The organism is Streptomyces sp. CNP082 (genome assembly GCF_059570535.1).
The window spans coordinates 114,959-128,942 of the sequence record NZ_JCANSZ010000018.1 but is presented as its reverse complement, the minus strand read 5'-3'; the positions used below and the strand labels follow the sequence as shown (position 1 = coordinate 128,942).

Genomic DNA, 13,984 nt, shown 5'->3' with positions numbered 1-13,984 from the left:
GTTCCTTGCCGATGTCCACTCCGGCCCATATCTGGGGCACGGTCACCTCCGCCAGCTCGTCGCGCGTTCACAGCCCAGCAGACGACCTCGCCGACGTTGCCCTACGCAGCGATCGAGTCGCATCTCCCAATTGGCGGTCGAGTCGTCGCGGGGCTCCGGGCGGCCAAGCTCCTTAAGCCATCACGGGCGCAACCCATGCAGCCATACCCAGAGCCCCTGGGCCCACCGATCTTACGAATGACCAGTTCGAACCCACGACTTGAAAGGTAGGGCTCGCCCATGGCCCAGACGCGCACCATCCCCGTCATCAGCTACGCCGAGGACGTCAAGGAGGGCGTGAGCGGTGCCGACGCCGGGCTGCTGGTGGTGCGGGCGGTGGTCGGCGCGGTCATGGCGGGGCACGGGGCGCAGAAGCTCCTCGGCTGGTTCGCCGGCGAGGGGTTCGACCCGACGGCGGCGACCCTGGCCGCGGCCGGCTACCCCGCGGAGCGGACGATGACGTGGGTGCTGGGGCTGAGCGAGGTCGTCGGCGGCGTCGCGCTGGTCCTCGGCTTCCTCACCCCGTTGGCGGCTGCCTCGGTGATCGGCGTGATGATCAACGCGGTCGCCGTCAAATGGGGCTTCGAGTGGAGCGGCCCGATCGCGGCGGCGGACCCGCGGGGCATCGAGTACGAGTTCCTGCTCGGCGCCGCGGGCGTGGCGCTGGCGCTGACCGGGGCGGGGTCGGTCTCCGTGGACGGTGCGCTGGGGGCGCTGCGCGGGGGGCGGCTCGCGCCGGGGGTGGCCACGGTGCTGCTGGGGGTGGTCGCGGGAGTGGGGGTGCTGCTGCTGCGCCTGCTGTAGCGCCGGCGGACCCCCGGCCCGTACCGCCGGGGCCGCCTTTCCGCGCCTCCCGTGCTTTCCCGTCCTTTCCCGCGCTGCCTGCGCTGTCCGGGGCTGTCCCGCGCTCTCAGGCGGACAGCGGGCGCTGTCCCTTGACGGACTGCAGCAGTCCGACCGCGATCCACACCGCGAACATCGACGAGCCGCCATAGCTCACGAACGGCAGCGGCAGGCCCGCCACCGGCATGATGCCGAGCGTCATCCCGATGTTCTCGAACGCCTGGAACGCGAACCACGCCACCACGCCCGCCGCGACGATCGTGCCGTACAGGTCGCTGGCGTCCCGCGCGATCCGGCACGCCCGCCACAGCATCACGCCGAGCAGCACGAGGATGAGGCCCGCGCCGACGAAGCCCAGCTCCTCGCCGGCCACCGTGAAGATGAAGTCGGTCTGCTGCTCGGGCACGAACTGGCCCGTCGTCTGACTGCCTTCGCCCAGGCCCTTGCCGGTCGCCCCGCCGGAGCCGATGGCGATACGGGCCTGGTTGGTGTTGTAGCCGACGCCGGCCGGGTCGAGCGCCGGGTTGGCGAAGGCCGCGAAGCGGTTGACCTGGTACTCGTCGAGCATGCCGAGCGAGACGACCAGCGCCGCGCCGCTGACGCCGGCCAGCACCAGGCCCAGCACCCAGCGGTTCGACGCGCCGGAGGCCAGCAGCACGCCCAGCACGATTGAGGTCAGCACCATCGCCGAGCCGAGGTCGGGCATCAGCACGACGATCCCGATGGGCACCGCGGCCAGGCCGAGGGCCTGGACGACGGTGCGGTGGTCGGGGTGCTCGCGGTCGCCCGCGTCGACCCGGGCGGCCAGGATCATCGCCATCCCCAGGATGATCGTGATCTTGGTGAACTCGGCCGGCTGGACGGTGAAGCCGCCGCCGAGGTCGAGCCAGGCGCGGGAGCCGTTGATGGTGCTGCCCAGCGGGCTGAGCACGGTCGCGACGAGCACCAGCGACAGCCCGTACAGCACCGGCACCACCCCGCGCAGCGTGCGGTGGCCCACCCAGACGGTGGCGGCCATCAGCGCGATGCCGACCGCGGTGAAGATCGCGTGCCGTGTCACGAAGAAGTACGGGTCGCCGCCCGTGAGGTCGTCGCGGTTGCGGGTCGCGGACCAGACCAGCGCGGTGCCCACGACGGACAGCGCGAGCCCGGAGAGCATCAGCATCCAGTCCAGCCGGCGCACCAGCGAGTCGCGCGCGGTCAGCCTGCCCCACGTGCCCAGCTCGGGGGTGAAGCGCCGGACCGGGTATCCGTCGGCAGTCATCGCGGCTCGATCCTGCCGTCGGACGAGATCTTCGGCAGCTTCGTCTCCGGCTTGGGCAGCAGCGCCTTCTCGGGGTCGATGCCGCCGCCCTTGGTGACGCCGTACAGCGCGTCGTACACGGCGCGGACCGCGGGCGCCGAGGCGCCGGAGCCGGTGCCGCCCTGGGACATCGTCATGACGATCGCGTATTCGTCGGTGTACGTCGCGAACCAGGACGTCGTCTGCTTGCCGTAGACCTCCGCGGTACCGGTCTTCGCGTGCATCGGGATCTCGTCCTGCGGCCAGCCGCCGAAGCGCCAGGCCGCGGTGCCCCGGGTGGCGACGCCGGCGAGCGCGTCGTCTATGGCGGCGTGCGTGTCCTTGTCCAGCGGCAGCTTGCCGTGCGCCTTCGGCTTGATCATGTCGACCTGCTTGCCGTCGGCGCTGACGACGGCCTTGCCGACGGTCGGGTCGTACAACGTGCCGCCGTTGGCGATGGCGGCGTACATGGTGGCCATCTGTATCGGGGTGACGAGCGTGTCGCCCTGGCCGATGGAGTAGTTGACGGAGTCACCGGCGCGCATCCGCATGCCCTCCAGGCAGTTCTCGTACGCGATGCGCTCGGCGTAGTCGCCGTCCTGCTTGCCCTGCTCGCACCAGGCGTCCTTGTTGGCCCGCCAGTAGTCCTTCTTCCACTGCCGGTCGGGCACCCGGCCGGTGACCTCGTTGGGCAGGTCGACGCCGGTCTCCTCGCCGAGGCCGAACTGGTGGGCGGTCTTGTAGAACCAGTCGTCGGGGTTCTTCTTCGGCTTGTTGCCGCCGTCGTTCAGCCACTCCTGGTGCGCCAGCCGGTAGAAGACCGTGTCGCAGGAGACCTCCAGCGCGCGGCCGAGGTCGATCGCGCCGTAGCCCTGCGACTCGAAGTTCTTGAAGACCTGCCCGCCGATGCTGTAGTCGCTGCTGCACTCGTAGCTGCCGTCGAAGTCGTAGCCGGCGTTGACCGCGGCGGTCGTCGGGATCGGCTTGAAGATCGAGCCGGGGGCCGACTGGCCCTGGATCGCCCGGTTCAGCAGCGGGTAGTTGGCCTTCTTGCCGGTGAGCCTCTTGTACGTGCCGGCGTCGATGCCGCCGACCCAGTCGTTCGGGTCGTACGTCGGGTTGGACGCCATCGCGACGATGCGGCCGGTGTCGGCCTCCATCACCACCATCGCGCCGGAGTCCGCCTTGTAGTTCGTGCCGGTGTTGTCGTCGAACTGGGTGCGGGCCGCCTTCATCGCCTTGGCCAGCTCCTTCTCGGCCAGCGCCTGCACCCGCGAGTCGATGCTCGTGACCAGGTTGGAGCCGGGCACGCCCGGCTGCTTGTCGGCCTCCCCTATCACCCGGCCGAGCTTGTCCACGCGGTAGTTCGTCACGCCGGCCTGGCCGCGCAGCTCGGCGTCGTAGGAGCGCTCCAGGCCGGAGCGGCCGATCTGGTCGGTGCGCAGCAGCGGGTTGTCGCCGTCCTCGGCTTCGGCGATCTCCTCGTCGGTGACCGGGGAGAGATAGCCGAGCACCTGCGCGGTGTTCGCCTCGTTCGGCGAGCCGTAGCGGCGGACGGCGCTGGGCTCCGCGGTGATGCCGGGGAACTCCTCCTCGCGCTCGCGGATCTGCAGCGCCTGGCGGGCCGTGGCCTCGTCGGTGATGGGGATGGGCTGGTACGGGGAGCCGTTCCAGCAGGGCTTGGGGGTCTTGGCGTCGCAGAGCCGGACCCGCTCCATGACGGTCTTGGGCTCCATGCCGAGCACGCCGGCGAGCTTGGTCAGCACCGCCTCGCCGTCGTCGTCCATCTTCATCAGGTCGGTGCGGCTGGCGGAGACCACGAGGCGGGTCTCGTTGTCGGCGAGCGGTTCGCCGCGGGAGTCGAGGATGGAGCCGCGTACGGCGGGCTCGATGACCTGCTGGACGTGGTTGCCGGCGGCCTCCGCCTCGTACTCGTCGCCGTTGCGGATCTGCAGGTACCACAGCCGGCCGCCGAGGGTGAGCAGCAGGGAGAGGACGAGGATCTGGATGCCGACGAGCCGGACGGTGACCCGGGTGGACTTGCCGGTCTCCGGGATGTTGGTCACAGCCGCTTCACCCCTTTGATGCGGGTGGCCTTGGCGGTCTTGGACTTGGGGCCGAACAGGTTGCCGCGCTGCCGGCCGATGCCGCCGCGGCCGTAGGAGCGGGCGCGCTTGACGGCGGCGCGGCTGGCGGTGCCGCCGGCCAGCCAGCGGTACGAGGAGACGCCCGCGGCCGAGCCGCCGGTGGCCGTCTCCGCGGCCTCGGCGGTCGTGTCGCGGTTGGCCTTGCGGGCCAGCGCCATCACCAGCGGCACGGTGAAGGGGGCGAGCAGCAGGTCGTAGATCGCGGCGGTGAAGACCAGGTTGCCCAGGCCCACGCCGCGCACCGAGCCCTCGCCGACGAGGGCGCCCACGCCCGCGTACAGCAGGGTGGAGCCGACGGCGGCGCAGCCGACGACCATCATCGGGCCCGCGGCGGTACGCACCTGGCCGGACTCGGGCTTGATGAGCCCGGCGAGGTAGCCGATGACGGCGAGCACGAGGGCGTAGCGGCCCACGGCGTGGTCGGCGGGCGGCGCGATATCGGCGAGCAGGCCGCCGGTGAAGCCGACGAGGGCGCCGCCGACGTGGCCGTAGACCATCGCGAGGGCGAGGACGACGAGCAGCGTCAGATCGGGTACGGCGCCGGGCAGATGGAGCCGGGCGAGCACGGTGACCTGGAAGACGAGGGCGGTCACCAGCAGCAGGGCGCAGAGCAGGACGCGGTTCACGTGTCTCATGGGTCAGTTCACGTCCTCTCCGGCCGCGGGGTCCCCACCGGCGGGATCGCCGGCCGGGTCCTCCCCGGCTCCGGCGTCCGCCGCGCCGGCCCCGGCGTCGGCCTCGCCTTGCGCGGCCTCCTCCCCGCCCGGGGGGACGGTGACGGTGACGGTGGGCGTCGGCGTCGCCTTCGGCGCGGGCGGCAGCACCGCGTCGCGCGGGTCGTTGCGCGGCGGCTGGACGACGACGCCGACGATGTCGAGCCGGGTGAACGAGGCGTACGGCTCGACGTACACGGTGCGGGTGACGTCGCCGACCGGCTCGACCGACGAGACGACTCCTATCGGCACGCCCGGCACGAACGGCCGCGACTCGCTGGAGCCGAAGGTCACCAACCGGTCGCCCTTCTCCACCTTCAGCTTGCCGTTGAGGAGTTCGACCTTCATCGGGCGGTCGCCCTGGCCGGTGGCGAAGCCCAGCTCGCTGGTCTTCTCCAGCCGGGTGCCGACCGTGAACTCCGGGTCGTTGGCGAGCAGCACGGTGGCGGTGGACGGGCCGACGGTGGTGACGCGCCCGACGAGGCCGTCGCCGTTGAGCACGGTCATGTCCCGCTCCAGGCCGTCGCGGGAGCCGGCGTCGATGGTCACGGTCCAGGACAGGCCCTGGGCCGCTCCTATGGCGATGACCTGGGCGCCCTTGATGCCGTAGCGGCCGGCGCCCGCGGCGCCCAGGATCTTGTCCAGCTCGGCGGCGCGGGCACGGTTGCGGTCGTCGCTGCCCAGCCGCTGCTTCAGTTCGGCGTTCTGCCGCTGGAGCTCGGCGATCCGGTCGTGCCGGTCCCCCGACTCGCGGACCGCCTCGATCGCGTTGCCCACCGGGTCGACGACCGTGGCGACGCCGTCCTCGACGGGCCCCAGCGCCGCCGCGGCCCCCCGCCTCGTGGCGTCCAGGGGAGAGTCGTCCCCGCCCCGGATGTCGACCGTGATCAGCGCGAACGAGATGGTGATGAGCAGCAGGAGCAGGACCCGGCTCTCTCGTGTGTCCCTCACGTGCTTCCGAAGCGCCTTCCTGGGTGTTCTGTGGGTGGGGTGCGGGATGGGGGCGTGGGGTGCGGACTTGGGGGGCTAGCGGCGGGGCTGTGCGTCCAGCACCTGCTGCAGTGCCTCGAACTCCTCGACGCACTTGCCGGAGCCGAGCGCGACGGAGTCGAGCGGCTCCTCGGCGAGGTGGATCGGCATCCCCGTCTCGTGCCGCAGCCGCTCGTCGAGGCCGGCCAGCAGCGCGCCGCCCCCCGTGAGCACGATGCCGCGGTCCATGATGTCGCCGGACAGCTCCGGCGGGCACTTGTCGAGCGTCGTCTTGACCGCGTCGACGATCGCGTTGAGCGGCTCCTCCATGGCCTTGCGCACCTCGGCGGAGGAGATCACGACCGTCTTCGGCAGCCCGCTGACCAGGTCGCGGCCCCGGATCTCGGTGTGCTCGTCGCGGTCGGTGTCGTACGCGGAGCCGATGGTGATCTTGATCATCTCGGCGGTGCGCTCGCCGAGCAGGAGGCTGTACTCCTTCTTGATGTGCTGGATGATCGCGTTGTCCAGCTCGTCCCCGGCGACCCGGATGGACTGCGCCGTGACGATGCCGCCGAGGGAGATCACCGCGACCTCGGTGGTGCCGCCGCCGATGTCCACGACCATGTTCCCCGTCGCCTCGTGCACCGGGAGCCCGGAGCCGATGGCCGCCGCCATGGGCTCCTCGATGATGTGCACCTGGCGCGCGCCCGCCTGCGTCGACGCCTCGATGACCGCGCGGCGCTCGACTCCCGTGATGCCCGAGGGCACACAGACCACGACGCGGGGGCGGGCGAGGTAGCGGCGCTTGTGGATCTTCAGGATGAAGTAGCGCAGCATCCGCTCGGTGATCTCGAAGTCGGCGATGACGCCGTCCTTCAGCGGACGCACCGCGACGATGTTGCCCGGGGTGCGGCCGATCATCTTCTTCGCCTCGGCGCCGACCGCGAGGATGCCGCCGGTGTTGGTGTTGATGGCCACGACCGACGGCTCGTTCAGCACGATGCCCCTGCCTCTGACGTACACCAACGTGTTGGCGGTCCCAAGGTCGACGGCCATGTCACGGCCGATGAAGCTCATATTGTTCGCCATGGGATACGTCTGGCCTTCCAAAGTGATGGCGGACGGGGGTCGGCAGCAGGGCGACGCGCGCTACGGCCCGTAGGGGCCCATCGTAGTCTCGGGAGGTCGCGGAGGGAGCGAGGGTGTCGCAGTCAATACGACACCGTGTCGGTTGCACTTTCCCCCTTTTCGCTTGCACATGCCAAGAGGCGACCGAATGATCCGGTCGCCTCCTCGGCGGTCGCGCCCGCTGCCGACCTGCGCGTACGTCAGGCGAGCTCGGGGAAGAACAGCTTCAGCTCACGCGCGGCGGATTCCTCGGAGTCGGAGGCGTGCACGAGGTTCTCGCGGACGACGGTGCCGAAGTCGCCGCGGATGCTGCCGGGCGCGGCGGCGATCGGGTCGGTGGGCCCGGACAGGGTACGGACGCCCTCGATGACCCGCTCGCCCTCGACCACCAGCGCCACGACCGGTCCCGAGGCCATGAACTCCACCAACGGCTCGTAGAACGGCCGGCCCACGTGCTCGGCGTAGTGCTGCTCCAGCGTCGCGCGGTCGAGGGTGCGCAGCTCGAGCGCGACGATCGACCAGTCGGCCTTCCGCTCGATCCGGCCGATGATCTCGCCGACCAGCCCGCGGCGTACCGCGTCGGGCTTGAGGAGGACGAGCGTGCGCTGGCTCATGTACAGCTCCTGGCAGTTAATTGCTGGATTCATTGCTGGATCAAGGGGGAATCCGACCTTACCCGGCCCCCGGCGGGCGCTCGCACGCATCCCCGCCGCAGGGCTACGCCGGGGCACCGCCCGCCTCCTCGGCGGCGGCGCCGGCCCCTTCCGCGGCAGCGGCGCGGGCCCGTGCCGCCTTGGCCTCGTCGACGATCCGGCCGTAGTGCACCGACGCCCACCACAGGGCGGTGAAGATCCCGCCCAGGAAGAACATCGACGGCACCACGAAGCCGGAGGCGATCAGGGCGATCTGCAGCCCCCAGCCGACCTCCACGGCGCCGGGGCGGCCGAGCATGCCGCAGACCAGCACGCACAGCACCATGGCGGCGCCGCTGACCCCCCAGATCGTGCCGTCCGACAGGTCGGTCTGCTGCATCGCGACGAGACCCGTCAGGCCGACGATGAGCAACTCGCCGATCAGCGTGCTCGCACAGAGCGTGCGCATCGCTCGCCCTTCCCCTTCGTTCCAGCGGCGGTGACGGAGCCCAGCGTGCCGGCGGCGGCGCGCTCGTCCCTCCCCGCCAGGGTAGTGGCCGCCGGCGCGGCACCGGCCACGCGCCTCGGTACGCGGGTGGCGGCGGGCGCCGGCACGGCTGCGCCAGCGCGCCCCGCGGCGGCGTCGCCGTCGCCGTCGTCGCCGTCGTGGGAGGTGCGCATCACCGGGCCCGCTACTTCGTGCCCAGCAGCAGCCGGGCCTCGCCGGCGGTGATGACGGAGCCGGTGACCAGCACGCCCGCGCCGGCGTACTCGTCCTCCTCCTCCGCCAGCGTGATGGCCGCCTCCAGCGCGTCGTCGAGCCGGGGCTCGACCTGCACGCGCTCGCTGCCGAAGACCTCGACGGCGAGGGCCGCCAGTTCGTCGGGATCCATGGCGCGGGTGGTCGAGTTCCGGGTGATGACGACCTCGGTGAAGATCGGCTCGAACGCCTCCAGCACGCCGCGCACGTCCTTGTCCCGGCTGGTGCCGACGACGCCGACGAGCCGGCTGAAGCCGAACGCCTCCTGCACCCCCGCGGCGGTGGCCCGCGCGCCGGCCGGGTTGTGGGCGGCGTCGAGGATGACGGTGGGCGAGGTCCGTACGACCTCCAGGCGGCCCGGTGAGGTGACGGTGGCGAACGCGCGCCGCACGGTGTCGGCGTCGAGGCTGCGGGCGTGCTCGGAGCCGACGCCGAAGAACGCCTCGACGGCGGCGAGCGCGACCGCGGCGTTGTGCGCCATGTGCTCGCCGTGCAGCGGCAGGAAGACCTCCGGATACTCGCCGCCCAGGCCGCGCAGCGTCAGCAACTGCCCGCCGACCGCGACCTCCCGGCTCAGCACGCCGAACTCCATGCCCTCGCGCGCCACCGTCGCGTCCGCCTCGACGGCCCGCTTGAGGATGACCTGCGCGGCGTCCACGGGCTGCTGGGCCATGATCACGACGGTGCCCGGGCCGCCGCCCGGGGACGTCGCGGTCTTCTTCACGATCCCCGCCTTGTCCGCGGCGATGGCACCCGGGGTGTCCCCGAGCAGCCGGCTGTGGTCGACCGCGATGGGCGTGACGACGGCGACGGAGGCGTCGATGACGTTCGTGCTGTCCCAGGTGCCGCCGAGGCCGACCTCGACGACCGCCACGTCCACCGGGGCCTCGGCGAACGCGGCGAAGGCCATCGCGGTGAGCATCTCGAAGAACGACAGCGGGTGCTCCTGCCGGGCGTCGACCATCTCCGCGTACGGCTTCAGCTCGCGGTACGTCTCCACGAACCGCTCGGCGTCGATCGGCGCCCCGTCGAGGCCGATCCGCTCCGTGATCGACTGCAGGTGCGGGCTGGTGAAGCGGCCGGTGCGCAGGTCGCACGCCACCAGCAGCGCCTCGATCATGCGGGCCGTGGAGGACTTGCCGTTCGTGCCCGTCAGATGGATCGACGGGTACGCCCGCTGCGGCTCGCCGAGTATGTCGAGCAGCGCCCGGATGCGCTCCAGCGACGGGTCGATGCGCGTCTCCGGCCAGCGCGCCAGCAGCTCCGCCTCGGCCTCGCGCAGGGCACGCGCCACCTCGGGGTCGGCCGGGCTCGCGGGCACGCCGTCACCGGCGGGCGGGCCCGCCTGGGCGCGCAGCGTGCGGCTGCCGGCCTCGATGACGGCCAGGTCGGGGTCGCGGTCGGTCTCGGTGCCGACGATCTCGTCGAAGGCTGCGTCTTCGGTGCTCTCGGGGCTCTCGGGGTTCTCGGGGTGCTCCCCGTTCTCCGGCGTCTCCGGGGTGTCCGGGCTGCGTGGGGTCTCGTCCGGGTCGGGACCAGCGGGTTCTTCGCGGGCGCTCACGATGCCAGTCTAGGGTCCGGCTACGACTGTCCCCGCCCCCGCGGGGACAGCCGGCGCAGCCCCCGCGGGGACAGCAGGCTCAGCCCCCGCGGGGACACCCGGCGGATGCACGAGAAGCAGCTTCGGATCGCAGGTACGGCACAGGAGGCGACCGCGTGTCCCCGAACGACCCTCACAGCGGCGCGGAGCGCCGCCCGCGCGCCCTGTTCGCGATGAGCCCCGACGCCCTGCCGCGGCTCTTCGACGCGGCGACGCGGGACCGGCTCGCGCAGGTCGCGGACCTGGACCCCGGCCTGGTCGCCGCGGACTTCACCGAGCCGCGGGCAGCCGCCGCGCTGGCCGGCGCCGAGGTGCTGGTGACCTGCTGGGGCTGCCCGCCGCTGGACGACGCGGTGCTCGCCGCGGCGCCCCGGCTGCGGGCCGTCGTGCACGCCGCGGGGTCCGTCAAGCACCACGTCACCGAGGCGGTGTGGCGACGCGGGATCGCGGTCTCCTCGGCGGCGTGGGCGAACGCGCTGCCGGTGGCGGAGTACACCGTCGCCGCGGTGCTGTTCGCGGGCAAGCGGGTGCTTCAGGTGCGGGAGGAGTACCGGCGGCGGCGCGGCCCGTACGACTGGTACGCGGACCATCCGGGCGCCGGCAACTACCGGCGCACCGTCGGCGTCGTCGGCGCCTCCCTGGTCGGGCGGCGGGTGCTGGAGCTGCTGCGCCCGTACGACCTGTCGGTGCTGGTGTACGACCCGTACGCGGACGACGGCGAGCTGCGCGCCCTCGGCGCCACCCCCGCCGGTCTCGACGAGCTGTGCGCCACCGCCGACGTCGTCACCGTGCACGCGCCCCAGCTGCCGGCCACCCGGCATCTGATCAGCCGCGCCCGGCTCGCATCGATGCGCGACGGGGCGACGCTCGTCAACACCGCGCGCGGCTCGCTGGTGGACCAGGAGGCGCTGACCGAGGAACTGGTCGCCGGGCGGCTGCACGCCGTCGTGGACGTGACCGAGCCGGAGTTCCTGCCGGCCGGCTCGCCGCTGTACGAACTGCCGAACGTGCTGCTGACGCCCCATGTCGCGGGGTCGCTGGCCGGCGAGCTGCCGCGGCTGGGCCGGGCGGCGGCCGACGAGCTGGCCCGCTACGCGGCGGGGGAGCCCTTCGCGCACCCGGTGCGGCCGGAGTCCCTGGGCCACAGCGCGTAGCCGGGTGTACGGGCCCGGGGGGCGGCCCCGGGCCCGTAGGCGCTACGCCTGCGGCAGGCGCTCCAACTGCGCGCCGATGCGGACGATGTCCTCCTCGGCCTTCGCCAGCCGGGTACGGATCTTCGCGACGACCGGCTCCGGCGCCTTGGCGAGAAAGCCATCGTTCCCCAGCTTGGCCTCCGCCTGCGTCTTCTCCTTCTCGGCCGCGGCCAGGTCCTTCGTCAGCCGCTTGCGCTCGGCCGCCACGTCGATCGTCCCGGACAGGTCCAGCGCGACGGTCGCGCCGGCCACCGGCAGCGACGCCGTGGCGGCGAAGGACGCGCCCTCGGGCTGCAGGCGCAGCAGTTGCCGCATGGCGGCCTCGTGCGCCGCCAGACCGGCACCGGCCAGCTCCACCCGGGCGGGCACCCGCTGGCCCGGCTGCAGGCCCTGGTCGGCGCGGAAGCGGCGGACCTCGGTGACGACCTCCTGGAGCTTCACGATCTCCGCCTCGGCCGCCGCGTCCCGGAAGCCGGAGTCGGCGGGCCACTCGGCGATCACCAGGGACTCGCGGCCCGTCAGCGTCGTCCACAGCGCCTCGGTGACGAACGGGACCACCGGGTGCAGCAGTCGCAGCGTGACGTCCAGGACCTCGCCGAGGACGCGGCGCGAGGCGTCGGCCGCGGGGCCGCCGGCCGCGAACGTCGTCTTGGACAGCTCCACGTACCAGTCGAAGACCTCGTCCCAGGCGAAGTGGAACAGCACGTCGGAGAGCTTCGCGAACTGGAAGTCCTCGTAGAGCGCGTCGACCTCGGCGACGACCGCGTTCAGCCGGGAGAGGATCCAGCGGTCCGTGGTGGACAGCTCCGCCGCGGCGGGCATAGGGCCCTCGACCGTGGCGCCGTTCATCAGCGCGAAGCGCGTGGCGTTCCACACCTTGTTCGCGAAGTTGCGCGAGCCCTGCACCCAGTCCTCGCCGATCGGCACGTCGGTGCCGGGGTTGGCGCCGCGGGCGAGGGTGAACCGGACGGCGTCGGAGCCGTACTTGTCCATCCACTCCAGCGGATCCACCGCATTCCCGAACGACTTCGACATCTTCTTGCCGAACTGGTCGCGGACCATGCCGTGCAGCGCGATCGTGCGGAACGGGATCTCACCGTCCCGCGCGTACAGCCCGAACATCATCATCCGGGCGACCCAGAAGAAGAGGATGTCGTACCCCGTGACCAGGACGGAGTTCGGATAGAACTTCGCCAGGCTCTCGGTCTCCTCCGGCCAGCCCAGCGTGGAGAAGGGCCACAGGCCGGACGAGAACCACGTGTCCAGCACGTCGCTGTCCTGCGTCCAGCCCTCGCCGCTCGGCGGCTCCTCGTCGGGGCCGACGCACACCAGCTCGCCGTCCGGGCCGTGCCAGACGGGGATGCGGTGGCCCCACCAGAGCTGGCGGGAGATGCACCAGTCGTTGAGGTTGTCGACCCAGCCGAAGTAGCGGGACTCCATCTCCTTGGGGTGGATGGCGACCCGGCCGTCGCGCACCGCGTCGCCCGCGGCCTTGGCCAGCGGGCCGACCTTGACCCACCACTGCATGGACAGCCGCGGCTCGATCGTGGTCTTGCAGCGCGAGCAGTGGCCCACCGAGTGCACGTACGGCCGCTTCTCGGCCACGATCCGGCCGTCGGCGCGCAGCGCGGCGACGATCGCCGAGCGGGCCTCCAGCCGGTCCAGGCCCTGGAACGGGCCGTGGGCCGTGATGACCGCGTGCTCGTCCATGATCGTCAGCATCGGCAGGCCGTGCCGGCGGCCGATCTCGAAGTCGTTGGGGTCGTGCGCCGGGGTCACCTTCACCGCGCCGGTGCCGAACTCCGGGTCCACGTGCTCGTCGGCGACGACGGGGATGCGGCGGCCGGTGAGCGGCAGCACGATCTCCGTACCGACGAGGTGGCGGTAGCGCTCGTCGTCCGGGTGGACCGCGACGGCGGTGTCGCCGAGCATCGTCTCGGCGCGCGTGGTGGCCACGACGATGGACTGCTCTCCCTCGCCGTAGCGGATGGAGACCAGCTCGCCGTCGTCGTCCTGATACTCCACCTCGATGTCGGAGATCGCGGTGAGGCAGCGGGGGCACCAGTTGATGATGCGCTCGGCGCGGTAGATCAACTCGTCGTCGTACAGCCGCTTGAAGATGGTCTGGACGGCGCGCGACAGGCCCTCGTCCATCGTGAAGCGGTCGCGGCTCCAGTCCACGCCGTCGCCGAGGCGGCGCATCTGGCCGGCGATCTGCCCGCCGGACTCCGCCTTCCACTTCCACACCCGCTCGACGAACGCATCGCGGCCCAGATCGTGCCGCGACAGGCCCTCCTTGGCCAGCTCGCGCTCCACGACGTTCTGCGTGGCGATGCCGGCGTGATCCATGCCGGGCTGCCACAGCGTCTCGTACCCCTGCATGCGCTTGCGGCGGGTGAGGGCGTCGATCAGCGTGTGCTCGAAGGCGTGGCCGAGATGGAGGCTCCCCGTGACGTTCGGCGGGGGGATGACGACCGTGTACGGCGGCTTGTCGCTCTTGGCGTCCGCCGCGAAGTAACCGCGCTCCACCCAGCCCTCGTACAGCGAGGTCTCGACCTCGCCGGGGGTGTACTGCGTGGGAAGCTCTGCTGCGCTGCTCTGCGGGTTCTCTGCGTCGGTCACGACGGTCAGTGTAGAGCCGCGTCACATCCTGCTGCGAACCACTTGTGGACGGCGTG

11 protein-coding genes are annotated in these 13,984 nt (G+C 72.1%); 2 read left to right on the top strand and 9 right to left on the bottom strand.

What is annotated here, in order from left to right; translation table 11 throughout:
• The first annotated feature begins 279 nt into the window (after nt 1-279).
• Nucleotides 280-843: a DoxX family protein gene (locus B124_RS16985; protein ID WP_496503687.1), complete on the top strand. Its 564-nt coding sequence runs from the start codon at nt 280-282 to the stop codon at nt 841-843.
• 106 nt (nt 844-949) lie between these two features.
• On the opposite strand, the gene rodA is transcribed toward B124_RS16985, so the two are convergent.
• From rodA to folC, 8 genes are all read right to left on the bottom strand, one after another.
• Nucleotides 950-2,146, bottom strand: a complete 1,197-nt coding sequence (rodA, locus tag B124_RS16980; protein WP_496503686.1) for a rod shape-determining protein RodA — start codon at nt 2,144-2,146, stop codon at nt 950-952.
• On the bottom strand, nt 2,143-4,230 hold the full coding sequence (mrdA, locus tag B124_RS16975) for a penicillin-binding protein 2 (RefSeq protein ID WP_496503685.1): 2,088 nt from the start codon (nt 4,228-4,230) through the stop codon (nt 2,143-2,145). The genes rodA and mrdA overlap by 4 nt, the downstream gene beginning before the upstream one ends.
• A complete protein-coding gene (gene mreD, locus B124_RS16970; RefSeq protein ID WP_496503684.1) occupies nt 4,227-4,946 on the bottom strand; it encodes a rod shape-determining protein MreD in 720 nt (239 codons plus the stop codon). Before mreD ends, mrdA begins: the two co-directional genes overlap by 4 nt.
• Before the next feature lie 3 nt (nt 4,947-4,949).
• Complete coding sequence (gene mreC, locus B124_RS16965) at nt 4,950-5,975, bottom strand: rod shape-determining protein MreC (protein ID WP_496503683.1); 1,026 nt, start codon at nt 5,973-5,975, stop codon at nt 4,950-4,952.
• Between the two features lie 75 nt (nt 5,976-6,050).
• A complete protein-coding gene (locus B124_RS16960; protein WP_018834281.1) occupies nt 6,051-7,070 on the bottom strand; it encodes a rod shape-determining protein in 1,020 nt (339 codons plus the stop codon).
• Between the two features lie 251 nt (nt 7,071-7,321).
• Nucleotides 7,322-7,735 (bottom strand): nucleoside-diphosphate kinase, encoded by a 414-nt coding sequence (gene ndk / locus B124_RS16955; RefSeq protein ID WP_496503682.1) that lies wholly within the window; start codon nt 7,733-7,735, stop codon nt 7,322-7,324.
• A gap of 103 nt (nt 7,736-7,838) precedes the next feature.
• Nucleotides 7,839-8,222, bottom strand: a complete 384-nt coding sequence (locus B124_RS16950; protein ID WP_496503681.1) for a DUF4233 domain-containing protein — start codon at nt 8,220-8,222, stop codon at nt 7,839-7,841.
• Between the two features lie 223 nt (nt 8,223-8,445).
• The gene (gene folC, locus B124_RS16945) at nt 8,446-10,074 is read right to left on the bottom strand and encodes a bifunctional tetrahydrofolate synthase/dihydrofolate synthase (RefSeq protein ID WP_496503680.1); all 1,629 of its coding nucleotides are present in this window, start codon (nt 10,072-10,074) and stop codon (nt 8,446-8,448) included.
• 212 nt (nt 10,075-10,286) lie between these two features.
• Here folC and B124_RS16940 point away from each other — a divergent pair, with 212 nt between their 5' ends.
• A complete protein-coding gene (locus tag B124_RS16940) occupies nt 10,287-11,267 on the top strand; it encodes a hydroxyacid dehydrogenase (RefSeq protein WP_496503695.1) in 981 nt (326 codons plus the stop codon).
• A 42-nt stretch (nt 11,268-11,309) separates the two neighbouring features.
• Here B124_RS16940 and B124_RS16935 read toward each other — a convergent pair whose 3' ends face one another.
• Nucleotides 11,310-13,928 (bottom strand): valine--tRNA ligase, encoded by a 2,619-nt coding sequence (locus B124_RS16935; RefSeq protein WP_496503679.1) that lies wholly within the window; start codon nt 13,926-13,928, stop codon nt 11,310-11,312.
• Nucleotides 13,929-13,984 lie beyond the last annotated feature (56 nt).